This is a genomic window from Catalinimonas locisalis, from assembly GCF_038039535.1.
GTDB lineage: Bacteria > Bacteroidota > Bacteroidia > Cytophagales > Cyclobacteriaceae > Catalinimonas.
Genome location: NZ_JBBPHP010000011.1, coordinates 1 through 24,439 on the forward strand (window position 1 = coordinate 1; position 24,439 = coordinate 24,439).

Annotated in this window: 19 protein-coding genes; 4 read left to right on the top strand and 15 right to left on the bottom strand. The window is 42.9% G+C overall.

From position 1 onward, the window contains the following. From WJR50_RS15505 to WJR50_RS15515, 3 genes are all read right to left on the bottom strand, one after another. The coding region (locus tag WJR50_RS15505; RefSeq protein WP_341294216.1) for a ligand-binding sensor domain-containing protein at positions 1-2,312 on the bottom strand (2,312 nt) is incomplete at its 3' end. 323 nt (positions 2,313-2,635) lie between these two features. Next, positions 2,636-2,956, bottom strand: coding sequence for an EthD family reductase (locus WJR50_RS15510; RefSeq protein ID WP_341294217.1), 321 nt, complete (start codon positions 2,954-2,956; stop codon positions 2,636-2,638). 171 nt (positions 2,957-3,127) lie between these two features. Next, positions 3,128-4,576 carry an MltF family protein gene (locus WJR50_RS15515; protein ID WP_341294218.1) on the bottom strand — a complete coding sequence of 483 codons (1,449 nt, stop codon included), beginning with the start codon at positions 4,574-4,576 and terminating at the stop codon, positions 3,128-3,130. Positions 4,577-4,955: 379 nt separating this feature from the next. Here WJR50_RS15515 and WJR50_RS15520 point away from each other — a divergent pair, with 379 nt between their 5' ends. After that, complete coding sequence (locus tag WJR50_RS15520; protein ID WP_341294219.1) at positions 4,956-6,335, top strand: hypothetical protein; 1,380 nt, start codon at positions 4,956-4,958, stop codon at positions 6,333-6,335. 209 nt (positions 6,336-6,544) lie between these two features. Here WJR50_RS15520 and WJR50_RS15525 read toward each other — a convergent pair whose 3' ends face one another. Next, positions 6,545-6,688, bottom strand: coding sequence for a hypothetical protein (locus WJR50_RS15525; RefSeq protein WP_341294220.1), 144 nt, complete (start codon positions 6,686-6,688; stop codon positions 6,545-6,547). 341 nt (positions 6,689-7,029) lie between these two features. Between WJR50_RS15525 and WJR50_RS15530 the strand changes: the two genes are divergently transcribed. Then, positions 7,030-8,052 carry an alpha/beta hydrolase gene (locus tag WJR50_RS15530; RefSeq protein WP_341294221.1) on the top strand — a complete coding sequence of 341 codons (1,023 nt, stop codon included), beginning with the start codon at positions 7,030-7,032 and terminating at the stop codon, positions 8,050-8,052. Positions 8,053-8,093: 41 nt separating this feature from the next. Here WJR50_RS15530 and WJR50_RS15535 read toward each other — a convergent pair whose 3' ends face one another. From WJR50_RS15535 to WJR50_RS15580, 10 genes are all read right to left on the bottom strand, one after another. After that, a complete protein-coding gene (locus tag WJR50_RS15535) occupies positions 8,094-8,804 on the bottom strand; it encodes a hypothetical protein (protein WP_341294222.1) in 711 nt (236 codons plus the stop codon). Positions 8,805-9,129: 325 nt separating this feature from the next. Next, positions 9,130-9,867 carry a tetratricopeptide repeat protein gene (locus WJR50_RS15540; protein ID WP_341294223.1) on the bottom strand — a complete coding sequence of 246 codons (738 nt, stop codon included), beginning with the start codon at positions 9,865-9,867 and terminating at the stop codon, positions 9,130-9,132. Positions 9,868-9,877: 10 nt separating this feature from the next. Beyond that, positions 9,878-10,450 (bottom strand): RNA polymerase sigma factor, encoded by a 573-nt coding sequence (locus WJR50_RS15545; RefSeq protein ID WP_341294224.1) that lies wholly within the window; start codon positions 10,448-10,450, stop codon positions 9,878-9,880. Positions 10,451-10,533: 83 nt separating this feature from the next. Then, positions 10,534-10,923, bottom strand: coding sequence for a hypothetical protein (locus WJR50_RS15550; RefSeq protein WP_341294225.1), 390 nt, complete (start codon positions 10,921-10,923; stop codon positions 10,534-10,536). 212 nt (positions 10,924-11,135) lie between these two features. Continuing rightward, positions 11,136-12,374 carry a hypothetical protein gene (locus tag WJR50_RS15555; RefSeq protein WP_341294226.1) on the bottom strand — a complete coding sequence of 413 codons (1,239 nt, stop codon included), beginning with the start codon at positions 12,372-12,374 and terminating at the stop codon, positions 11,136-11,138. Positions 12,375-12,501: 127 nt separating this feature from the next. Then, complete coding sequence (locus WJR50_RS15560) at positions 12,502-13,038, bottom strand: C39 family peptidase (RefSeq protein WP_341294227.1); 537 nt, start codon at positions 13,036-13,038, stop codon at positions 12,502-12,504. Positions 13,039-13,080: 42 nt separating this feature from the next. Continuing rightward, the gene (locus tag WJR50_RS15565; RefSeq protein ID WP_341294228.1) at positions 13,081-13,278 is read right to left on the bottom strand and encodes a hypothetical protein; all 198 of its coding nucleotides are present in this window, start codon (positions 13,276-13,278) and stop codon (positions 13,081-13,083) included. Between the two features lie 139 nt (positions 13,279-13,417). Further along, the gene (locus WJR50_RS15570; protein ID WP_341294229.1) at positions 13,418-14,335 is read right to left on the bottom strand and encodes a hypothetical protein; all 918 of its coding nucleotides are present in this window, start codon (positions 14,333-14,335) and stop codon (positions 13,418-13,420) included. 150 nt (positions 14,336-14,485) lie between these two features. Continuing rightward, positions 14,486-15,676 carry a hypothetical protein gene (locus tag WJR50_RS15575; protein ID WP_341294230.1) on the bottom strand — a complete coding sequence of 397 codons (1,191 nt, stop codon included), beginning with the start codon at positions 15,674-15,676 and terminating at the stop codon, positions 14,486-14,488. Between the two features lie 126 nt (positions 15,677-15,802). Next, entirely contained in the window at positions 15,803-19,066 is a 3,264-nt protein-coding gene (locus WJR50_RS15580) for a CHAT domain-containing protein (protein WP_341294231.1), read from the bottom strand. A gap of 1,009 nt (positions 19,067-20,075) precedes the next feature. Here WJR50_RS15580 and WJR50_RS15585 point away from each other — a divergent pair. Both WJR50_RS15585 and WJR50_RS15590 read left to right on the top strand, forming a co-directional pair. Then, complete coding sequence (locus WJR50_RS15585; protein ID WP_341294232.1) at positions 20,076-21,077, top strand: aspartyl protease family protein; 1,002 nt, start codon at positions 20,076-20,078, stop codon at positions 21,075-21,077. 130 nt (positions 21,078-21,207) lie between these two features. Next, complete coding sequence (locus WJR50_RS15590) at positions 21,208-23,388, top strand: acylase (RefSeq protein ID WP_341294233.1); 2,181 nt, start codon at positions 21,208-21,210, stop codon at positions 23,386-23,388. Between the two features lie 246 nt (positions 23,389-23,634). On the opposite strand, the gene WJR50_RS15595 is transcribed toward WJR50_RS15590, so the two are convergent. Next, positions 23,635-24,396 (bottom strand): SUKH-4 family immunity protein, encoded by a 762-nt coding sequence (locus tag WJR50_RS15595; protein ID WP_341294234.1) that lies wholly within the window; start codon positions 24,394-24,396, stop codon positions 23,635-23,637. Positions 24,397-24,439 lie beyond the last annotated feature (43 nt).

Sequence of the window (24,439 nt, forward strand, 5' to 3'; positions counted from 1 at the left end):
ACGCCTTCCAGCATATAGGCGTATTGATTCTTCTCAGGAGCATCATAATTGAGCGCGACAAAGTCAAAAGAGAGGAAGTTTTCATCATGAGCAAGTTCAATAGGTCCGGAAGGTACGGCTCTTTCTTCATCCATCACCTGAAAGCCGGTGATGTAGACGGGTGGCATAGTGGTATTATCCTGAATGCTATCCGGATCAAAAATCACGAAGCCATTGACACTACCAAACATCAGCTTACCTTCACTTGCATATACACTCCCAACTCTGAATTCATTGGCAGGCAATCCGTCATTTACATCAAAGTTGTGAAATGCTTTTGTTTTAGGATTAAATCGGCTGAGACCATTGATAGTGCCAAGCCATAAATATCCATTTTTATCACCAATGATACTTACGATATGGTTACTGGGTAGTCCATCTTTCGTTGTAAAGTTTGTAAACACATTGGTTTTAGGGTCTAAACGGTTGAGGCCTCCCTGATTAGTACCTGCCCATATGATACCTTCCGCATCTTCGTAAAGTGCATGGACAACTTTATCATTTAAGAATTCTTGTGAGGATGAAGGCAGAACAACGTTTGACATAGCGTCATGTGTACCAGGTTCAAAGCGATTGTGTCCTTTCTGATATGTGGTTGCATTGATTGTATCCTCGATGTTGTCATGGAGAGCAGGGTTGGGTAGGTAAGTAGTAAAGGTATTGGTTTGCTGATCCAAACGAGCCAGCCCTCCTGAAAAGGCCATCCATATATCTCCATTACGGCTTGCAAGTATGTCATATACTGATAAGTATATTAAGCCATTAGCCATTCTGGGGTCATAGTCATAATAAGTAAAATTTTTTGTGTTTGGATCAAAAGAAGCTATACCCGTAGTAAATGGGTTTACAAAGCAATTACCTTTTCCAATCCATATTTTCCCACTTGGATCTTCAACGATTTGCTCTACGGGTATATCAGTAGGATAACGAATAAATTTACCTGAGCTGCTCTCTCTCATATATAAGGCCTCTATTGTGCCTACCCAAAGCCTGTTTTTCTTATCCAGATGTAATGACCAAACCAGATCAGTTGCTAAACTTCCAGGATCGGTAGGGTCTGCCGGGTAATGTATAATACTTTTAGTTTTTGGATTAAACTGGTATAATCCTTCATTGGAATTTAAATAAAAGGAATCCCCGCCCGTCCCCAGCCAAATATTTCCATTATGATCTTCTACCAAAGAACCTATCGTATTTTTATCAAGTATAACAGATAGCGAAGTTGGGGTAATTTGATGATTTTGAAATCGCTTGGGATGTGCGGCCACTTTGTTAATACCATTTACGGTACCAACCCAAAATGTGCCTGACCGATCTTTATACACCACATTCGTGTGATTATGGCTGAGGCTACCTGGTTCTTCCGGATTGGCCTCTATAGTTAATACCTGATCAGTTTGTTTGTCAATACGATAGAGGCCGCGCGCGCCACAAAACCATAAATAACCCTGCTCAATGTCATAAATATAGGGGTGTTGCTTTTTGATTTGGCCGTCAGCGTTGTATCGTGAAAAATGAAACGGTTTTTTATTGGTATCCATACGAAACAATCCTTCTTGGAATGTGCCTGCCCAGAGTATGCCCTCTTCATCCACATATACGGAATGACCACCTGGTTGGCGTTCCAAGGAAGCATCTAAAACCATGGCAGTGAATTTTCCTGTTTCCTTGTCCAATTGATACACGCCGTTTTCGCAGCTTGTCCATAACCTTTGAGAGTTATCTTCAGCAATATTAGTAAACCACAGCATTTTGCCAGGGGGAACATAGGGGGTAAACTGTCCTGTTGAAGGATCAAAGCGTACAATTCCTCCTACCGCACTTAACCAGAGAATACCATCCTGGCTTTCATGGATTGCCCAAAAGTAATTCCATAGGTTGGTGCCTACAGGTTCTATATCATAGTGTGTTACTTGACCAGTGAATTTATCCACCTGATGGAAACCTCCGCCGTATGTAGTCACCCACAATCGTTCTGATGTATCTTCATATATATCGGTAATATAACTATGATGCAAAGTATGCTCAGGATCATCAGGGTCTGGCCGGAAAACAGTAAAGTTATAACCATCATATTTATTTAGCCCATCTGAGGTACCAAACCACATAAAGCCTTCACTATCCTGCTCAATACACCATACAGTATTTTGTGAGAGGCCCTGTTGATCAGTAAGATATTCAAAATGAAACGCTTCTTCCTGGGCATAACTTTTCACAACCAAAAAACAAAGGCAAGCAAAAAGAGTAGCGATTGTGAGTAGTATTCGTTTCATAGGTTTGGAGGTTAGATACATATCAAACTCATGATTGATACAAAAGCATGTATTTTTTTCAGGTTTAATAGAAGTGAATTAGAATCTTACTGAAACCATATATTATTTGCATCAATACAGGGGCTGAAAGGACATAATATTTAATAATCAGATTCCTTTGCTATATAATCATCAAGTAATAGTATCTAGAAGGTAATGATTTTTTTTATTAAAATCCATAAGGGCAGAAACATCATGCTATTAAATTAAACGTAGACTTAAACGCTCTCCAAGGCCATGATTTGTTCTCTCAAGGCTTTTTATTATAATTTATCTATGCAAACTCAATTGACATTATCATACTCATCTACCATCACTGCATAGGTTTTGTCCATATCAAGGAAAGTACTAGCATCTTCATTGGCGGCTGCCATTTCAGGCGAATTCATTGCCAACGCCATGACTTCGTCATTGTCAAACCACAGTTCACCTATCGCATCGGGAGCATTTGGGTTGCCGTTAGGCTTTACATCGTTGAGTACCTCCTTAACCAAGCCTTTCACTTTACTGACAATAGAAACATGGCGCTCGCTTCTTAATTCTGCTATGCAATCCTCATGGCGGAACCCAGCCTTTCTGAAAATGATAAAAACTACTTTGCTCATGACCGTTAAGCTTTTATTATCTGACATTTGAAGTCTCACTCTTTTACATTAAAGCTACTCAAATGCCCTAGAAGAAGCTGGTAATGATGTTACAATTGCTGGTAATTTGGTAACACATAGCAATTCTTTTCACCATTGCGGGGAATGGATTGATGGGAAAAAAGAAAAGACCTATACGGCCTCATCTTCTTTCAGTTCAGCAATAAGATCAACATAACGGTTGTAGCGGCTGGTGATCTCTTTCACATATTTGTATGGCTCCAAACCGCGGCAGTAACCGTATTTGACGACTGCATCCCGATAATATTGTTTCTGTGCCTTAAGCAGTATGCAATCTTCCACATTATTGTCCCAGACCAATGAGTCTTTGCCCAACTTGGCTGCCAGTCTTTGTGCATCTTCTACATGATAGGGTCCTGCATTATATGAGGCCAGCATAAATTTTACTTTCTGAGATTCATCGGGTATGTGACTCCAGAATTCATTCAGATGATTCAGATAAGCAATTCCTGCCTGGAGATTTTGTTCAGGGTCATTGAGGTTGGTAATACCAAAAGATTGGGCGGTACGGGGCATTACCTGCATCAGTCCCCGAGCTCCTGCCCACGACCTTGCTCTGATCTGAAAGCGAGATTCCTGGAATGCCTGGGAAGCCAGTAGTCGCCAGTCCCAGCCCAGACTATCGGCGTATTGTTGTAGCAGGCTATCAAACTCTGAGATTTTGCCGGTTCTGGCTAGTGAAGAATATTCGTACTCATGACGTTCTCTGAACTTACGCTTGTTCTTAAAATAACGATTGTATATGACGTTAAATGTTGCAGTACGCTTGATTTTATTGAGCCATTGGTTAACTGCTTCCAGCAGTTCAGGAGAAGAGGTACGGACTGCCCAGGCAATGTCCTGCTCGGCCGATACAGGCAGGCTGACATCTACATTTTCATGCAGTGTTTGCGTGATTTCAGCAATATTATTGTCTGCTATAGTGTAATCAATCAGCCCTTCGGCAACTTCAGCGATCAGTGTACCCGTTTCTTTGGTTCCGCTTGCTTTTCTTATTTTTACCCGACCTTCAATATTTTTGGAAAGTTCTTTCAACCTTTCATAGTAAGAGGAGTTTTTCCTGACGTATATTTTTTTTCCTGCCAGCTGGGCGGTATCTCTGAGCAGCACTGCTTCTACTTCTTCCTCCTCCATATCTTTCCAGCCTTCAGGCATTTGCTGCACAAGCCTCTGTTCTACTTGACGTAAAGGCACTGTGAAAGTCATTTGCTCCTGACGAGCAGGCGTGATAGTAAGGTTATGGGCAATGATGTCCCCTTCTCCTCTGCGGAGCATGTTAGTGAGTTCGTCAATATCTTCGGCTACTTTAATTTCCAGGTCCAGGTCTAAAGACTCTGCCAGGCGCTCCATAAGTTCATATTCAAAACCCATGGTCTTGCCACGATACAAGAAATAACTGGTGGGGCTATAGGTAGTAAGGGCAATTAGTGTACCTCTTTCCTTGATCTCCGGCAGGTCATAAGTAATTTCATCAGCCAGACGATCATTGCATTGGTTAAGTCCGAGAAAAACAAAAAGTGATGCAAACAAGAAAAGTGCTGACGATTTTCGGGTAATCATGTTTCATAGAGTTTATTTATCAATGTGACACTTATATAAAACAAAAAAAAACGTTTTGTTCAAATACTTTAATTATTGATGTATAAAATATAACTATATGGATAAAACTCCCTATAGTTATTGAATTGGCCGCTATTTAAGCATACCTATCATAAGCTTTATCTCTAGGCTCCACTCAGATTTACCTCTTTTTTTTCTGCTGTTTCTTTAACGTGCGCGAAACAAGGACAGCGCAGTGAGCTACTACATCTTGTAGTGACATAGTTTTAGTTATCCACTTCAGCAGCAAAACGCTTGTTTTTAGTGGGTGAAATGAATACTTTTTCTCAATAATGATTTTAAAACTTTTTAATCAACCGACCTAAGCATTGCATATCCAATGAATCAAAACCCTAATCATTCTGGCCGCAGGCATTTTGTCAAACATACTGCTCTTGCCGGAGCAGGTATCGTAGTAGGAGCAGACCGTAGTATCTTTGCTCCACAGTTTTTTGCTGACAAGGTAAAAGTACTGAACCCTAAAGATCAGGTGCCGGTCAGCTTCATCATTGACGATTCTACTCCTCTGGTGAATATGGCTTACTATGGTATTCCTCAGTTTAAGGAAGTATTCCCTGATCAATATCAGCAGGATTGGAAGAAGTTGCCCCAGGAGATTCCCGATGATTTTGTACGTGAATTCAGAGATTACTGTCAACAGCATGGGGTGAAAGGTAAGTACAGCATAGTGCCCTATCCTGCCTGTACGGGTTGGGTAGATCGCTTTATTCCCGGTTGGTCAAAGCAGGAGCTTCAGGACAGCCTGAAACTGGTACGGGATACTTTGCAGCCTGACTGGGATATCCATCCCGAAATGATCAGCCATACCCGGGTGATAGACATTAAAACCGGACGTCCATTTCCTTATGCGGATGAACAGTATATGGAAAACTGGGGCTGGAGCCAGGACAAAAGTGCTGATGAACTGGGAGAGTATCTGGCTTATGCACTTAAGGTGTTGAAAAATGCTGAGCTAGATTGTGAAGGTGTGACCACCCCCGGTGGCTTTGGAAGTGAAAACAAAGAAAATCTGGCCCAGGGCACCTTAGCTGCCGTTAGAGAGATTTACGGAAATGTAGATGTGTCGCATTATTTCAGGGATTTGTATACTGAGCCTACCGAAAGCGTAGCGCCTCAGGTAAAGTATCCGGCAGATCTGCGTACTAATGACCCTAAATGTGTGGTATCGGTAATTGGCTGTACCGGTGATTGGTTTGGAGGCTGGGATGGCCTGACACCCGGTTCGGTGGATAAATTTATCACTGAGGATTTGAGCAGTGGTCGCATGGTGGAAGTCATGGATAGCGGGGAACCGGCCATTATGGTCTGCCACTGGCCGGGTATTTACTACAATGGTGAGAAATTAGGCTTTAACATTTTCAAGGAAGTGGTAAATCGCCTAGAACAGAAATACGGTACACTAAACTGGATGAAGAACAGTGAGATTGCGAGGTACTGGGCCGCCAAAGAGTTGACTGAAATTAACCATGATGGTAAAAAAGTGAGCCTGTACGCCCCCTTTGCAACCGAGAATTTTACCTTACAAATAAATGCAGCTAAAGCACGAAAACTACACCTGGTAAATGAGGGACTGCAACAACCGCTTGAGCAGGTGAAGTCTGGGAAAGCACTGAAGCAGGGCAGCTACTATCAGCAGGGAAATGATGTGATAGTATGTTTTAATCTGAAGCGCGGAAATTCAGAGCTGTTGTTAGGTTAGTCTGTTTTGAAGTGAACGGTAAAGGAGAGCCCCAAAATGAGATCGGGGTTTTACTCTGACATTAAGCATTCAGCTTCCTTCACTGAATATCAACCTGCAGAAAACTGATATCCTAGTACTTTATAATGCAGAAAACCTCGCTTTTACCCTCTGTAAATTCTTCCTGTATAGGTGGTCTTCACTGCTCAGATTCACCAGTTACAAGTAGGTTAGAAGGCAGTATGAATGAGTTCAGCCGGTGCATCAGCAGCATGATAACTAGCATTTTTAAGTTGAGATTCTTTTTCCTGACAGCCTACTAATCCAAGTAGAAAAATCACTAAGGCAATAAGGAGTTTAGATGAGTCTTTCATAATATCAGCGTTTCTATGTTGGAGAATGTTTATGTTACATTCTTTCTATAGCGCTCAGTTGAGAAAGGTCATCATGTGTAAAAAACAATTGGTGATATTTATTCACTAAAGTCTTTGAGCAGTGCATGGCTAGGTTTCCCGTGAACTTTACAAGCTTAGGAATCACTCCAGAGTTAAAGAATTGTCTTTTTTAATCATAGAAAAGTAACTTTTTCTCAAAAAAATGAGGTCTACTTTCAATAGAATATTTAATAAGGAAGTCTTTCTAAACTCCTTCTTCCAGGGCTTGTGCAAACTCTGCGCCTTATAAGGAGTTTAGTAATCGTATCTATGCTATTTCTATGAAAAAAAGAATCTGGATTCCTTCACTCATAATTTTAGCCTTACTGATAGCCTATCTTGTCGGGCCTATACCTCCCAACCCTACGTATTCAGAAGTATGGCCGGAATTACCTTACTCTTTGACCAAATTAGAAAAGTATATCAAAAGCACTGAAGCCAAGCATGCGGTACGAAAAAATAATCAGGCCAGAATTCTTTGGCATAACAATACCCCTCAGCTTACCGAATATAGCTTTGTCTACCTTCATGGTTTCGCGGGTAGCTATCGTGACGGTTATCCGCTTAACGTAAGCGTTGCCGATACTTTTAATGCTAATATTTACCTTTCCCGCTGGGTTGGTCATGGCTTAAAACCATCGGTTGCTTTAAAAAATTTTTCAGCAGAAGCTGCCTGGAAGTCGGCCAAAGAGGCACTGGCGATAGGGCGTCGTATCGGAAGAAAAGTAATTGTCATGAGCACTTCTACCGGAGGGACACTGGCCCTAAAGCTGGCCGCTACCTATCCCGATTCAGTATTTGCGCTGATCAATATTTCTCCTAATATTCGGGATGATGCCTTCGGCGCATTTTTGTTAAATTCTCCCTGGGGGTATGAAATTGCCCATTTAGCAGCTCTGGGAGAACATCGTAAAGTTCGGCATGAAAAAGAAATCGCCACTCAATATTGGGACACCATCTATCCGGCCGAAGCTTTGCTCAACCTTCAGGTATTGGTGTCATCAACCATGCATGCAAAGACATTCAATAAGATTGATTGTCCGATGCTTACGTTGTACTACTACAAAAACTTTTTGTTGGAAGATGAACATGTAGAAGTAGACCGCTATCCGGAAGTTTATCAGGCACTTTCTACTCCTGATTCACTGCTTAGGCTCATTGCACTCGGTGAACCGGGTACGCATTTTATTGGCAGTAGCATCAAATCCAAGAACTGGAGGAGTGCCCAGCAGGAAATTATCTTGTTTTGCCGCCAAACCCTAGGTATGCCTGTTTTGGCGGACTCTTCATCACAGGCTTTCTAGAGATGGTTGGCTGGCAGCTTTCCTGCTTATGCATATCCCTCTCAATCCGATGTTAGCATTTCACCTGACAAATTATCCATCAGCTCTATAGCTTCTTCTGCTGACATATAAAATTGCTTGATTCTATCCTTATAATTCAAAGGAATATCGGAATGATTTTGAATAAAATTTTTCTTGATAACCAGATAATCGCCCAGATTACAATGAATGGCTTTTACATCAGCAGTTCTTTCAGCTTCTATCATATACTCATGTGAAGTGATATAGGATAAGCCAAATTTTATCAGTGCAAAAGCACTTTTATCCTGATAATCCATGATATGGCCGAGTTCATGCGCCAGCCAGCCGATGATTATATCTTTAGGCAGTTCTTCTATCGGAAGCATATAATCTTCCATCTGAAAATTGCGAGAAATTTTGATGACGTAATCTCTTTTATTTTTAGACTGGAAGAAGCCATACCATTTAGGCTGAGCCTGCATGAAGGATTTGTTGATTCTGTCTTTGAACACAAAATCTATTTGTATTTCAGCCAATTCTGGAAAGTAGGACAGCACTTCGGCAACCTCCTCTTGGATGATAGAAGGTACTTTTTTGTTTTTTAAGATTTGTTTTTCACTGTCCTTAATTTTTGTCGGTAAAAATTGCTCTTTTTCTACATCATGCTTATGACGGTTAATACTCGCATCCTTTTGACCAAAACTGATGGTAGAAAAAACTATAAACAGTAAAACTGATAAGTGTTGGAACATGCGCGGGATATTTCAATGAACAATTCACATTATTTACTGAAAAGCCAACAACACAGTTTTAATATGAGTTTGGAAGATGTAAAAAAACACTATAGTTTTTCTATTAATTATCAGTTATGATGCTTTTTTGACTTTTAAAAGTATTATTTTTGATATTTATTAACTCAAAAAATTGTTGAAAACATAAATATTAACCATGATTTCAGGCTTAGTTTGTGGTTTATTACGCTTTGTTTGGCAGGAGCATTTAAATCGTGCTTGAATGGTCCGGCGCTAAAAAGGTTCACAGATTTTCCACGGCTACATAAATTAGATATCAGGTCTCTTATTTTAACTCTTCCATTATCTCAAGGCTTTGCTTACGGTAGGCACTGCCTTCGGCTGACAGTTCATTGAGGATAGCCTTGGCTTCTTCTTCCTGTTCGTTCAACAGATATGCCAGCGCCTGATACCAATGGGCATCGTTAGAAAATACGGAGCTTTCAGTTTGCGCTACCTTTTCCAGGTGTCCGATGGCCTGCTCAGGTTTTTCTTCAGCCAGGTAAGAGATGCCTACATAATAGTTGAGCGTATCGTTATTGGGGGCAGCTTCCAGCAGTGGCTGCCAGAAGCTTCTTGCCTCTGCAAATTCTCCCAGCTTATAAGATACCATGCCTTCAGCAAAGTCTGTATTGTTGGAGTAGCCGAGCGTAGTGGGTAGGCCGGTGGCCGGAGCAAAATAAGAAGCATAAAGCGAAGCTGGCTGAGAAGATTGTAAACTAAAAAACCACCATCCGGCCAGGACAAAGAGTGCCAGTGAAGCTGCCACAGCCCAGGTGAAGTAAGCGCGTCTTGACTGCATAGAGACTACGGGCGTTTCTTCTTCAAAATGCTTTTCATGAATCTGATCCAGCATTTGGCGCAATGACTCAGTTTCTATAGAAGAAATAAGTTTTCTATGAAGTGATACTTCTTCCCTAAGCGCTTCATCTTTTTCAATCTCAGCCTCAAAACTTTCCTTTTCAGAAGTTGAGAGCCTTCCGTGAATGTAATCTTCCATTTTTTCAAAAAGTTTTTCGTCCATGATGCTTATGTCAAGACTGGGTTAGTACTATTTTTTTGAGCCGTTGCATGCAACGGTATTTTTCATTTTTGGCAGAAGCTTCACCTATAGTCATCGCCTGGGCGATTTCCTGCAGGCTTTGCTTCAGGAAGTAGAAGCGCTTCAGTAAGCTTTGGCAACGCTCTCCCAACTGGGCAAACTGCTGTTGAAACTGGCTTTGCTCTTCTTTGTCAATCCATTCTGTCATAACTTCAGCCTCTTCCGCAGGTTCCATGTATACTTCCTGCTTTACTTCGTAACGTGAGCTTGCTTTCTTCATTTTGTCCATCCATCGGAGCTTACAAATCTGTATCAGATAAGTGCTTAGCTTTACGCCTTCACGAAGCTGATAGCTGCCGGAGCGTATGTTGTTCCAAAGTGCGATGATCCCTTCCTGAAAGATGTCTTTGGCATCATCTTCATTGCCTTTGTACTGAAATACCAGTTGGCGCACTGCCGGAAAATTCCGGGTGTACAGATATTCAAAAGCACTTTGGTCATTTTTAAGTAATCCTTGATACAGGGCATGGTCGTCATATTCGGAGGCAGTCAGTTTTGGTGTCATATTTACAGAGGGTTACTCATCAGTACATAGGGTTAAGATGAGAAAACAAACTGCAGAATATAAGCATAAATATTGATTTAAGACTAATAAGCCGGTTTTTGGGCACTCATTCCCGGATAAGCATTGCTGTTTTGGGCATTGCCGGTAGGATACCCTCCATTGGTATAATTCAGCTGTACATCAGCAGGATTCTGAGTAAAGGTTTGATTCTGTGGTACTTGCCGCATAGGTTGAGCAGATGGGTTACTTCTGTTCATCTGTTGCCCCTGCGTATATTGTCCGTTTTGAGGAGACTGAGGTGCGGCAGGAGCGTAAGGTTGCTGGGTAGCATAAGGCGCTTGCTGTGGTGCTGATGGAGCAGAATCGTCTGTACCATAAGTGATAACAACGCCCACTACAACTATCCAGAGAATGACCTTCTTGGATTTAAATCCGGAAAGATAATCTTTAAGCATTTTGTCTGAAGTTTTCATAATCCTAAATGTTTTCAATGATTGTTTCTATCAATGAATAGAGCTAGTAAGAGAAAGGTCATCATGTAGGTGAGATTTTTTTAGACTCGCTTTTTAGCTTAATGAAAGTTTATATGATAATCATTTAGACGGTGCGAAATCAGCATCGCTATAAATGGAAAAAGCCCGTGGTACAATAACCACAGGCTTAGTGAAGATTGACAAAGAGGATGTTAGTAAGGGTATTCGGGTTCTATCTGCTGCCAGTCACCCTGGAGTGAATTATGATCAAAGTTAGGGTCATCAGTGCGGTAGTAGTCACCCAGGCCGTTGGTATAGTTGTAGTCGTACTGCCCATCCATGTGCATCTCCTGACCAGACCATGGGTCGTTGAAAGTACTGCGCTCATGAATCTGATCAATGTAGGCATCATGACTACTATATCCGTTAGAGTTAGTATTATAAGAACCACTGTTTCTCAGATCATTCATAAAGCTGTTATGGTTAGCATCTCTTAGCTGGTTCATTTCACTAATATTTCTTTGGCTGGCGTCAAAAGCAGCCTGGTTGTTAGCCATTCTTTGGCGGTGTGCTGCCGCGGCATTAGCACTGCGCTGTTGGTTGGCTATCGCTATCTCCTGCATTACTCTTTGGTTAATCTGGTCCATACGCTGCTCATGAGCAGGATTTTTCACTGTGTTCTCACCTATTCTCTTGATAATGGCCTCAGATTGTTCGTAATGATTTGCCGGAGCAAGCATAAGGGCCATAGGCTGCAACATTCCCACTTCGCCCATAGCGGTGGGTTGTATGAACTTAGCAAAAGCTATTTTACCTTGATATGCCTGTCCGTTTCTCTGTCCGCTTACGGCTACTTCCAGTGCGCTTACCTGCATGCCCTGGGCACTTAGTTTCTGAGCCATTTTCCTAAAGTCTTTATTTTGCTCTCCTTCCTGGCTAGGCACTAAGTTAGCTACTGAGACTTGATTTAGGGTGTTGTTAAGCACCAATCCAAGCGCCTCCTGATAGGCTTGTTCAAAGTTTTTTCTATTTCTCCAGCCGTACTCAAAAATATTGGCATAAGCCCGGTTCAGTTCTCCTCGTGGACCAATAATATCAAGTTTGAAGTTAACTGGACGAGCGGTATTAGGATCAAAGGCAATATCCTGCTCTACTTTCCAGCCTTCGGGTAAAGCAATGGTGGAGATAGGCATTTGTAAACCTTTGTCATAAATCACTACTTTTCTATCATCATTGGCAGAAGCAGTGAAACTTGCCTGAGTGTCACCCGTGGCTTCCTGATGAGGGTATTCCTGATATTGTCCGCTATCGCTGCTGAAGCCACCTGCTTCTACATGGCCTGCTTCGTATCCTTTGTCCTGCTCATCAAAGAGGAAAAATGAACCGGCAAGCAGACTGCCAGCAATAAAGATTATTTTTTTGGTGCGAGAAAGTTCGTTGAAGGATTTCATAGTAAGGTAAATTTAGTTTTGAAGTTTGTTTATCTATCTATAGAGGCAGGTATCGGGAGGTCATCAATAATTATTAAAAAATTTAAAAAAAAATCATGCTTTGATTTTTGCCCCACAAAGACACGGTTTAATTATAGGTCATCATGTTGTTAATGGGCGTGCCCACTACTACCGAATAATTCCACCGCCAATCGTTATAAAGTTGCTGTGGTGCCTGAGCATATGTTTGACCGTTGGCGGGATCGCTTACCCGTATCATTCCTTCTGGTGTAAGCCCTTGTAGAATGATAAAATGACCTACATTAGGATTGTTACTGGGATTGACCAGGGCGATGAGTTTCCATCCATTGGCTAAAGTAGAATACAACTGCTCGGGCGAAGCCGGATAACCCACTTCCCAGGCTCTGAACTGGTAAGACTGTAGCAACTGCACCACCTCTTTGACATGTGCCGGACGGTTCTGAGGTGTGCCGGTCAGGCGGCTCACAATCTCAGTTTGCGTTTGATTGACCTGTGCCTGGGCGAGTACACTTTGTACACAGGCAGCCCAGCACCACATTGTGTTTTCCTGTACTCTGATCTGGGCCTGTGCCTCGCTTGTAATTAAGACAAATAACAGGAGAAGCAGAGAGCTGATTCTTTTGAAGGGCTTGGTACTTTTCATCGTTCTGGTAGAGGTTTATTTATTAGTAAATCAGTTGCGGTATTATTTCCGAATTTCCTGGAGAGATAGGGTATCCGCAGAAACTCTGAACCTGTTGGGGTCAGCGGCGTAGAGAGAAGAATGCAGACTGCTGTTTCTTCCATCTACCTTAGTGTTCGCTTCTGACGTATGATTGGTGAAAGCCAGTAGGGCCTTCAAAATCGCGATCATGATGAGGATGAGTATGTGCTGGCGTTTCATGACGTTAGTGTTTAGGAGGTTTAGCATGTTTACTCATTAATAGAAGAGCTTTGCGGCTGGTCATCAGATGCAGAGGCTTTTTTTATAAAAAAACCACTGTTTTGTACAGTGGCTTGGGGTGAAAAAAAAAGGTGATGGTTTAATATGTATCGCTTTGTATATACTCCCAGTCACTATAATCTGTATGATAGCTGGAGTCAGGGTGCCAGTCATTACTGTGCCAGTCATTACTGTGCCAGTCATTACTGTGCCAGCCATTTCTCTCCGGTATGTATCTATCCATCGTCCTTTGGTATATTTTATAAAGGTGAAGGCAGTATTCCTCAAAGGCGGGGTTAGCCTGATAGCTGAATGCAATTTGCTCCTCTTTTTTAAGGGTTTCAGCCAGTTCATCCTCCGGTGCAGTGATAATGCCTATCGTTACGATATTTACATAATTGTATACCGGATTAGGATAAATAATCCTGACCAAACCCTTCTGGCTTTCTCCTTCCAGCTTTCCGCTGAAAGGGACTTCCAGATATTGATACATACTGTCAATCCTGACATAGGTACGCAGATAACTGGCTTCCGTAAGTTTGCCGGTCCTTATCTCTTCCAGTTGCATTTCGTCCATAAGGCCTTGTAAACTTTGCTTGATAAGGGGTTGCAGTTCCTCTTCAAAGTCCTTAAAATCCGAAGCTTTGCCAAGCTTGTAGTTGCCCATATACATGTGGCTGCGGATCATCTCTCCATGAGGACCGTTAAAACTTAGAAAGTAGTTGGTAAGCCTACCGCCGGTATAGGGGTCAGTAGAAATATCTTGCTGCACCAGCCAGTTATGAGGTATCACGTAGGACCCTCGGATCATTTGCAGACCCCGGTCGTAGACAGCTATCTTTTTGACAGTGTCACTGAGCACCTGATCTTTTTTCATAAAGGCGACGCTGCTGAGCTTTACTGCATGTGGATTCTGCATGCTGTCATCTGGCGCAATGGTATAACCGATAAACATAAAACCAAAGCAGATGGCTAGGATGACTTCCGCAATGAGTAGAAAATAAGTGAAGAATTTCATAGCATAATTTCGTTTAGGAGTTTTACCCATTGATAGAATCCGAAGCGGCAAGGTCATCATACAGGAAGAATTTTTATCAAAAGCACCGCTGATAAAAAAAGCCCGTGGCACAATAACCACAGGCTTATTGAAGATTGACAAAGAGGATGTTTAGTAAGGATACTCGGGTTCTATATGCTGCCAGTCACCCTGGAGTGAATTGTGATCAAAGTTAGGGTCATCAGTGCGGTAGTAGTCGCCCAGGCCGTTGGTATAGTTGTAGTCGTATTGCCCATCCATATGCATCTCCTGCCCAGACCAGGGATCGTTGAAAGTGCTGCGCTCATGAATCTGATCAATATAGGCATCATGACTACTATAGCCGTTCGTATTGTATGAGCCGCTATTTCTCAAGCCATTCATAAAGCTATTGTGGTTAGCATCCTGTATCTGACCCATTTCCCTTATGGTGTTCTGCTGAGCTTCAAAAGCAGCTTGATTATTGGCCATTCTCTGCTGATGATTTGCTCTTGAGTTAGCCATTTGCTGATTATGGAAGTTATTCTGGCGTTGCATCACTGTCTGTTGAATTTGCTCTCTGCGCTGCTCATATGCAGGGTTTAAGGTGTAGCTCTCATCAATCATTGTCTTGACTTTTGTCAGCAGAGCCAGATTACCGGAAGGGGCGATGGAACCACTTACTGAAAGAGACCCCATTTGTGCATTCCCTAACTTGTTGATTTGCACAAAACCTTCATAGCTTTGTCCATTAAGGTAACCGGATACCGGAGCCTTTAAGCACTGAATCTGAGTTCCATTATTCACAAGGCGCTGATATACCTTAAGTTTCATTAATACTTGTTGTGCCTGTGGGTCCTGCTCCAGATTGCCTACACGTAGCTGCTCAAGCTGTAAGCCAGAAAGCGCTCTCTGCAAACCTTTCTCAAAGCTTATGCCTGCCATTGCACCAAATTTGGTAGTACCCAGAGAGCGGATTAGCTCTCCATTTGGCCCTGTGATTTCTACATGATACCTGGCTGTTTCATTGGTATTAGGGTCCACAGCGATGTCCTGACTCAGTTTCCAGTCTTCAGGAATGGTATAAGTACCCATAGGCATCTGTAAGCCTTTGTCATACAATACGATCTTGCCGCCCTCAGAAGATGGGTTAGTGGTGAATTGGTTAGAAGGAGCAGTAACGGCTTGCCCATCATTAGGATACTGACCTGGCGCATAGGCATAGCCTCCATTTTCAGCATAAGCCTCGTCCTGATCGTCCAACATAAAAAAACCTCCGGCGAGTATGCCACTGGCGATGACGAGTATTTTGTGGGTAGTGGAAAGTTCTTTAAAAGATTTCATAGTGCTAAGGATTTAAATAGTTTGTTTACCTATCTATAGCGCCTGCCGCACTTAGGTCATCATATTTTTTCAAAAAAATAAAAAATATTTTACGCGATCTTTAGGGTTGGGTAAGCAGTTTGGAAACTAGCCCTTAGTCTCTGCTCTGCGCTTCTGCAGATGTCTGATAAAAAACAATGCGATGATGAGGAGAATGCCGACGCCCAGCCCTATACTCCAGCCCGCATACTGGGTAGAATTCAAATGGATTTCCGTATTATCACCGGTAAGCACCAGTCCTCCCCAGTAGTAAGGAGATTGTAAATTGCCTTCTGCTTTATCTAAATAAGAGAGCTTGTCAGCCCTCAGCGCTTCTGCCGATGTCATATTGTCGTTAAGATGCCGGTAAAAATCCTCGGCAATCTGGTTGGACTGCTGATCGTCTATGCTCCACAGGCTGTAGATCACAGTGGGGCAGCCAGCATAGCGGAATGCATGCGCAAGAGATAAAACTCCCTCCCCGCGGCGGTACTGTCCCAGTCCGGTTTCACAGGCGGTAAGCACTGCCAGTTGGGTATTCAGAGAGTTACTGTACAATTCATAGGCATACAGATAGCCATCCTGTTCTTGCTGAGGCTCGGGAGTGAGTGCCAGAAAACTGTAAAGCGGAGACTCATTCTGTAGTCGGGCGTGGGTGCCAAAATGCAATACGCTGGCCTCATTTGCCTGAGTAAGTAAATGCGTTTCGGTAGCGGACTGCTCAGTGAGAGAAGTACCCCAGCCTTCTTCCTGTAGTTTTCTGGCAAAAGCCAATGACCAGGGCGTACGGAGCCAGCTTAGGAAGGTAGAGTCAGGCGGTTGATGCTGCGGAAGTTTTTCCAGGTAATTATCTTTGAGATCCTGTGAGAAACCAGGCGCTATGCCTAAAATACCCTTTCCAACACTGACATTGACAGCTTCTGAAGCTGCTAAACTATAACCGTAATATACACAGTAATCTCTGATGAGCCAGGGCCAGGCTGCCATCGGACTTCCGTCTGCTGCTTGCTGGGTCAGTAGCGTCTCAAAGTTCAGATAGTGCAGTGGTCCGTCAGCCAGAATTTTGACAGGAGTAGCGGTAGGAATACCCAGGGGTTGCCAGAGGTTTTGGTAGAGAAAGTAGCCCAATGCGGATTTCTTCTCAGTGTGACCATCCTGCTGATAAAGCTGCTGATACTGCTGCAATGAGTCCTGCCAGCCATCAGGCATATTGAGCCAGTTGGTTTTCAGTTGCTTGGGCTCAATTTGCACTGCCAGCAGGGCAGAGTCCAGATCAAAATAGGCGAGAGCAGTATAGTTTTGATCAGCCAGACGAGCCTGTATTTCATTTTTTGTCGGTGACTGAATGGCATAGCGGGCTTCATAATACTGAGGGTAATCCTGCTTCAGTTGTTGTTGAAGTTCCTGCCAGGCCTGGAGAATGGATTGTTGCTGTAAGGCGATTTCGGAAGCACTTTCTTCATCTTCACTGCCCTGCTGGCGCGCCAGAGAAAAGCGAAGCTGCTCTTTTAAAACCTGGCTTTGGGCCACCAGAGAATCGGGAACACCGGCAAAACTTATCGCCTGCCGATCTTTGAAAGCCAACTGTATGGTAGCACCCCGGCTGGCCTGTATGCAGTTGAGCAATAAATTCTCCCAAACCTCTGGATTTGCATGGCTATAAGCTAAAGCCCGGTGAGCCAGGACCGCACTCTGCCGGTAAAATGTCTGTAGCTGATCGGATACGGACTCATACAGAGAGGCATCATTGTAGAGCGACTGAAAAGTGGGAAGCCAGCGCTGCACCGCAATGAAAATATTATTGGCGGTGTGCAGGTCTTCTGCCTTGATTTTATTACCCTCCTCCAAAAACAGACCCAACTGGAAGTTAACTAAATCCAAAACCTTTGGGCTGTACACACGGATTTGTAGCGTATCCAACTGCTTAATATCAGTGATTGACTCATTCATGCCGGAAGCGCCTCCCCAGGCCATGTGCAGATAGTTTTGTAAGCTATCCTGCATCTGAAGCTGCTCGTAAGCGATGGCCAACTGAAGCAGGTTTTCCTGAGCATGATGGTGAGTAAGCCCGAATTTCTGACGATAGATGCTGAAGGCCTTTTTCCAGTAAGCTATTCCCTGTTCTTTTTGATCAAGCTCCCAGGCAATGCTACCCAATTCGTAGAGCGCATCTGCCCGTTTGGGATGATCAGCGCCTACTGTCTCTGCCCGTATTTGCTCCGATTGCGTAAAATAGCTTTTGGCCTTCTGCCAGTCTTCTCTTTCCTCTGCGATGAGGCCAAGATTAAAAAAGCTTTGCGCAATTTCGGCAGTCTCAGTCTCGTATAAGTCTCTTTTTTCTGCCAAAGCCGCCAGAAATATAGAATCCGCTTTTGCATACTGTTCCTGCTGGTAGTATGCAGCTCCCAGTGCGTCCTTGATATTAGCCCGCTGATAGTCGGGATAGCTGATGAGCGTGTCCGCGATTTCCAAGGCTTGCAGGTAGTAGGATTCGGCAGTTTTGCTTTCGTTTAGGTTCAGGTACAAAAGCCCCAGGTTGACATAGTTTTGTGCCAATGGCAGGTGCCTTTCTCCTTTTCGGTTAGAAACGATAGCTTTCAGTAAAAAGGTTTTAGCCTGTTGAGGATCGCCCATATCAATCATGTGCGTACTGTAGTTGTTGGCCAGTACCGCGATATGCGGATGATCTTCCGGAAGGTGATGTTGGAGGATGGTCCAGGCCTCAGCGATGGCTGCCTCAGCTTCCTGGAGATTGCCCAGGGCAGAGAGGATGATGTAAAGCGTATTGGCGCTGTATCCCAGTTCTTTATCTACCGGGTCTAATACTCTTTTTCTCAGCTGATGGGCATGCTTTACCCACTTCTCCGCTTCATCATAGGCTCCCGACTGCATAGACATGAAGCCCTTCAGCTCATAATATTTCGCCAGTTGAAAAGAATCTACTTCTGTTCTGCCAAGTTCAGTGTCAATGCTTCTCCTGGAGTATTCCATGGCCTGCTCCAGATTGCCTTCACCCATATAGGTATAGCCTACCTCATGGTAAATTTTGCTCAGCAATGCAGGCTTGACGGTGGTAGAAGAAGATAATAACCCTTCCAGAATGCTTCTAGCATGCTCATAATCATACTGCTGAATATAGCACTTGGCCTCCCAGTATTGGTAAAAAGCTAAGCTATCATTCTGCTTTAGAGACTGCTGATAAGTAGCCAGTTGGTGATAGGCTTCTGCTGCCTCGGCATAACTTCCCTGCTGGTACAAACTATCGGCATAGTCGTAAGAAATAGTTTGGGTAAAACCGTTATTGTAGGTTAATAACAAAAGAAGGGGAAGAATCCAGAATAGCCTGCTATAGTCTTGCTTAGGTTTTTTCACATCATAAGAAACTAAATTGAAGCTGTAATCGCAATACTTTGTAGGTGAACACTTAGCCTAAAGGCCAACTATTTTTATACAAACAGAGCAAAGCTTGGCAAGTGCGGAATTGAACTTGCAAAAATGTGACTTCACTCAATTTTTATAGAAGATTTTTTTGAAATATAACCTTTCCTTATTTATAACTATTTTTTGCGAAGTAAATACAAAGCTATGTTTAAACAATGGAATGGATAGGTTTTGTAATTTAAACGATTGATTAATTTGGATTCTAAGAAGAACTTGTAATATTTAAAACATTATAGCTTAATATCCCGTATATATTATTAAATTTTTAAAGAATCCTAAAATATTTATCAACTACCTAATGTTTAGTCAATCACCGTTAGGCCGCAGTTAATGCTTATCAGTTAACTGTTGTTAAATTTCATAACCATGGAAACGATATTCCACATTTTTAGCATTTTTTCTAAGAGCCGGGTCATCTCAATACTGGCTGCTGTTTATCGTGATTTCTTTGGTTTATGTCCCCCCAACGCTTACTTGCAGTAGAATTTCTGGCTGTACGTTTAAGCTGCCCTACTTATCACTTGCTATTAATCCACCAAGCTTCTGACTTTGCTTTCTCCAACAAATTGATAAAGAAAGAAGCTCCGAGCTGGTATTATGGAAATTTACTCATTAATCTAAATTGCTGTTAAGTTTCCACAGATACATGGCTTATTTGTCAGGTTATAGTATAGGCTGATCGTACAATCCGGTTTTTCTCACTTCTTCCTAAGCACTGCTTAGTCAGCTTGATTTTGTCTTCAAGAAAGTTTTTGAATCAGAGAACCCCTCTATTTAAGCTTAAAATAGTGATACGAAGGTAAATCAAGCCCACCTTTTCTCTTAATAATCTTCAAGAGTGGATGAGAGATTAATGTCAAATTTTCTCTCCCGCCATCATTTATCAGCTACAAAAGTATGCTGACAGGCACCCTCTTTATATCCTCTAATATTCAGTACGATGATAACGGCTATCCAAACTATTTTCCGCGCCCTATGCATATCCTTTGCTTTGATGATGATCAGCCTCACAGTAGATGGAGCCTTTGATTCCAAGATCTTTCAGTTACGTAATCAAAAATCCTATACCGAAGTCCGCTTCAGGCTGGAAGATAACCTTATCATCATCCCGGTACTTGTCAATGGAACAGAAGAGATGAGTTTTATCCTGGACACAGGCACAGACTCACCGCTTATTCTTAATCGTAAGTATATCAAAAACCTGGATTTACCCCTTAACAGAGAGATCAATTTTCAGGGAGCAGGTATGGGCGCAGCGTGTAAAGGTTCTGTAATTTCATCCATGAGCCTGCAAATCGCCGATGCTTATGCAGATCATATAGGTGGCGTAGTATTGAAAGATAACCCGCTGATGAATTTAAGGATTAATGGAATCAAAATTCATGGCGTACTTGGTGCCAGCCTCTTCAAGAGTTTTGCTGTTGAAATTGATTATCTCACACAACATTTGAGATTACATGAGGGGCAAAACTTTCTGGATGATCAATCTTTCTCTGAGCATGAAATGCAGATGTCCTGTAGTCGTCCTATCCTGAAAAGTGTGCTGGAGTTTAATGAAAAGCAATATGAGCTCAAGCTTATGATAGATACCGGATTAAGCAATGAAATGATTATTTACGACCATACTTCATTTGACTATGTAAAAACCTCTGTTGAAGAAATTGGGAAAGGCTACAGTGGGAAAGTGAAAGCTACTGTTGCCCATGTGGACGCATTGAAAATAGCAGGGCAGGAACTCATGGATGTCCATACTTATTTTCCTGAGCATCATAGCTACAAGGCCGTTTTGAGGAAAGTCAGTGATAGAAATGGGACAATAGGCAATGCTTTGCTCAAAAGATATTGCATCGTGCTTGACTATGCTGCAGAGACCATCTACATACGGGAAGATCATAAGGAAAGACCTGACTTTACAAAATTCTTCGCTGAAGATGTTAAATAGTAATGCGCATCAGGTGAGAATAGTTTTCCATGCCTAAAGTATCAATTTCCTCTCTCTGAAGCTTACAAAAACATTAATTTGTACCTCAATCTGCTATGACTTATCTTTCCAACTGATTAACTGCCTAACTATGAAAAACTACTATTTCCTACTGCTATTTATTTCTTTTGTAATATCATGTAAACCTAATCAGGAAGATTCAAGAATAAAAGTCTGGGAAGCGCAGGCTGAGAATATTACCATCATACGCGATGACTATGGGATACCTCATGTCTATGGCAAAACAGATGCTGATGCGGTTTTTGGGATGATTTACGCCCAGTGCGAAGATGATTTTAACCGGGTGGAGATGAACTACATCACAGCTATCGGACGACTGGCGGAAGTAGAAGGGGAGGAATTACTGTACAATGATCTGCGGGCCCGGCTCTACATGACTGAAGAGGAAGCCAAAGCTTACTACGAGGCAAGCCCTGAGTGGCTCAAAAAACTTTGTGATGCCTTCGCCGATGGTGTCAACTATTATCTGCATACGCATCCTGAAGTACAGCCTAAGCTGATCACCCGCTTTGAGCCCTGGATGCCCATGTACTTCAGCGAAGGTTCCATTGGAGGAGATATTGAAAGAGTTTCTACCAAAAGACTGCAGGCATTTTATGAAAAAGACCAATCGCTTGCGCTGAATGAGTTTGGTGATGGCCTGGTGTATCCCGACCCTTTTGAGGAGCCTCAGGGTTCCAATGGTTTTGCCATTGCCCCGGAACTGACCGAATCAGGCAATGCTATGCTGCTGATTAATCCGCATACTTCTTTTTTCTTCAGAGGAGAGACGCATATGGTGAGTGAAGAAGGACTTAATGCTTATGGAGCAGTTACCTGGGGACAGTTTTTTGTCTATCAGGGCTTCAACGATAAGACCGGCTGGATGCATACTTCTACCCGCACCGATTGTATAGATGAGTTTCTGGAAACTGTGGTGGAAGAAGATGGGCAGCTAAAGTATCAGTATGGAGATGAAATGCGGCCGGTAGAAGTATCGGAAGTAACGCTTGCTTATAAAGAGGGAGAAGAGGTGAAAAGCAAGACTTTCCCGATGTACCATACCCATCATGGACCTATCGTCAGGAAGCAGGGCGAGCATTGGGTAGCCACCAGCATCATGTGGAAACCAGTAGAAGCCCTGACCCAGTCCTACACCCGTACCAAAACCACTGGCTATAATTCCTTTCATAAGATGATGGCCATCAGTACCAACTCTTCCAACAATACGGTCTATGCCGATGCCGAAGGCAATATCGCTTACTATCACGGCAATTTTGTACCCAAAAGAGACACCAGCTTCAACTATGCTGAGCCGGTAGATGGCAGTAATCCGGCTACCGACTGGCAGGAACCTCATCCGCTCAGCGAACAACTTACCATATTGAATCCGCAAAATGGCTGGATACAGAACTGTAATTCCACGCCTTTTACCGCAGCGGCAGAGTTCAGCCCTAAGCCCGAAGACTTTCCCGCTTACCTGGCTCCCGATGACGAGAATTTCCGTGGCATACAGGCAGTAAGGGTTTTGACCGGTCAAAAAGATTTTACGCTGGACAAACTTACCAAGGTGGCTTATGATCCTTATTTAACCGCTTTTGAAGCATTGATTCCCGGACTGATCAAAGCTTATGATGAGGCAGGTCAGGATATGCCTGAGCTAAGTGCAGCAATTGATACCCTTAGAAATTGGAACTATAGCGTTTCCGGAAATTCAGTAGCCATGTCGCTGGCGGTGTACTATGGGCAGCACTATCTGGAGGCATCCACTGCGCCCGAAGATTTGAATTATATGGAAAGAGTGAGCTATTACGGGGAAGAATCACCATATGAGGAGCGATTGCAGATTTTTGCTGAGGCAAAGCAAAGCCTGGAGGAAGACTTCGGGCAGTGGCAAACCGAATGGCTGGAGATCAACCGTTACCAGCGGCTGAATGGCGATATCAGGCAGCCCTTTAATGATGATGAGCCTAGTGTAGGTGTACCTATGGCTTCTTCCCGATGGGGAGCATTGGCTTCCTTCGGAGCGCGTACTTATCCGGGTACCAAAAGGATGTACGGTACGTCAGGCAACAGCTTTGTGGCCGTAGTGGAGTTTGGTGATAAAGTGAAAGCCAAAAGCCTACTGGCCGGAGGGCAAAGCGGTGATCCCGATTCTCCGCACTTTGACGATCAGGTAGAGATGTATGTAGACGGCAAATTCAAAGATGTGGCCTATTATCGTGAAGATGTAGAAGCCAGAGCAGAGCAAACTTATCGTCCCGGGGAATAAAAATTTAAGCGTCTGTGCTTTTTTACTCCAAAACTAAAATGCTATATACCAACCTTTTACAGCAAAGAAATGCCTTATTATTTATGCTCAACTATTTAATACACTGTAAACTAAGTTGTGCAACATTTTCTTGAAGCTGTCATTTCGTAGCGCAGCGTAGAAATCTTTACCACGCATACGATCAGCTACATGGTAAAGATCCCTAACGGGATGACTAATACCACAAAAACTTAATTTATAGTGTATTTAAGGTAATTTTACACTACTGGGGCCTTTGATATCTATGACCTTTGATCTTGTTTCAAAGGCCCAGAAAGATTTTTCTGACAGGCAGTTAGGGTCAGCTTTTAGTAATTTTTGGCGCAAATCATCCAACTCCCGGGCAGTAGGTTCAATGTCTAAGAAAGACTGATTGTTTCTTGCTGCTCTTATCTGGTCAACATACTGGCGGTAAACTAACAGACAATGTGCCAGGTGACCTACAGAACTATTCATAAAACGCTGCGGTACATAATCCGGGTGAACAGGAGAAGTGTTGTTGTCATCTATCCTGTGGGCATAAGCGATATCAATCATCTTAATTTTGTCACTATCGTCACTATCAATATAGATGATTCCTATTTCTCCTGAACCAATGACATAATGGTGAATAAAATCATCATTTTCTAGGGTAAGCACCTCCTTAATAGTTCTTAAGTTTTCGGTGTACAGTTTTTCATTGAAGCCCAAAAACGGAGCACAGCTATTGGGTAAACCTGCCCGGCTCAGGAAAGACTTATTCTCTTCACTGATAGGGAGGTCTTTGAGAGAAAGTGAGTCGTAGGCGACCAGTTGAGACAGAGTGTCATCCTTCCAGGCTTCTCTGAATACTTCTGGCGCTATAGCTTCGCTAAAGATAAATTCTTCGTCTACCGATACCTGCTGTGGCTCTGACTGACTCAATGAACTGCAGGATGCCCAAATGCCCAGGCATAAGCTAGCGAAAACAAACACTCTGACAATAAGCATTGTATGCCGGGATAATATTTATCAAAAATAAAAAGTATTGATT

Coding starts and splice junctions, on each gene's coding strand:
- WJR50_RS15530 (WP_341294221.1), top strand. CDS start 7,030: ATGAAAAAAAGAATCTGGATTCCTTCACTCATAATTTTAGCCTTACTG.
- WJR50_RS15595 (WP_341294234.1), bottom strand. CDS start 24,396: ATGCTTATTGTCAGAGTGTTTGTTTTCGCTAGCTTATGCCTGGGCATT.
- WJR50_RS15510 (WP_341294217.1), bottom strand. CDS start 2,956: ATGAGCAAAGTAGTTTTTATCATTTTCAGAAAGGCTGGGTTCCGCCAT.
- WJR50_RS15520 (WP_341294219.1), top strand. CDS start 4,956: ATGAATCAAAACCCTAATCATTCTGGCCGCAGGCATTTTGTCAAACAT.
- WJR50_RS15575 (WP_341294230.1), bottom strand. CDS start 15,676: ATGAAATCTTTTAAAGAACTTTCCACTACCCACAAAATACTCGTCATC.
- WJR50_RS15515 (WP_341294218.1), bottom strand. CDS start 4,576: ATGATTACCCGAAAATCGTCAGCACTTTTCTTGTTTGCATCACTTTTT.
- WJR50_RS15550 (WP_341294225.1), bottom strand. CDS start 10,923: ATGAAAACTTCAGACAAAATGCTTAAAGATTATCTTTCCGGATTTAAA.
- WJR50_RS15560 (WP_341294227.1), bottom strand. CDS start 13,038: ATGAAAAGTACCAAGCCCTTCAAAAGAATCAGCTCTCTGCTTCTCCTG.
- WJR50_RS15525 (WP_341294220.1), bottom strand. CDS start 6,688: ATGAAAGACTCATCTAAACTCCTTATTGCCTTAGTGATTTTTCTACTT.
- WJR50_RS15570 (WP_341294229.1), bottom strand. CDS start 14,335: ATGAAATTCTTCACTTATTTTCTACTCATTGCGGAAGTCATCCTAGCC.
- WJR50_RS15540 (WP_341294223.1), bottom strand. CDS start 9,867: ATGGACGAAAAACTTTTTGAAAAAATGGAAGATTACATTCACGGAAGG.
- WJR50_RS15565 (WP_341294228.1), bottom strand. CDS start 13,278: ATGAAACGCCAGCACATACTCATCCTCATCATGATCGCGATTTTGAAG.
- WJR50_RS15590 (WP_341294233.1), top strand. CDS start 21,208: ATGAAAAACTACTATTTCCTACTGCTATTTATTTCTTTTGTAATATCA.
- WJR50_RS15535 (WP_341294222.1), bottom strand. CDS start 8,804: ATGTTCCAACACTTATCAGTTTTACTGTTTATAGTTTTTTCTACCATC.
- WJR50_RS15555 (WP_341294226.1), bottom strand. CDS start 12,374: ATGAAATCCTTCAACGAACTTTCTCGCACCAAAAAAATAATCTTTATT.
- WJR50_RS15585 (WP_341294232.1), top strand. CDS start 20,076: ATGATAACGGCTATCCAAACTATTTTCCGCGCCCTATGCATATCCTTT.
- WJR50_RS15545 (WP_341294224.1), bottom strand. CDS start 10,450: ATGACACCAAAACTGACTGCCTCCGAATATGACGACCATGCCCTGTAT.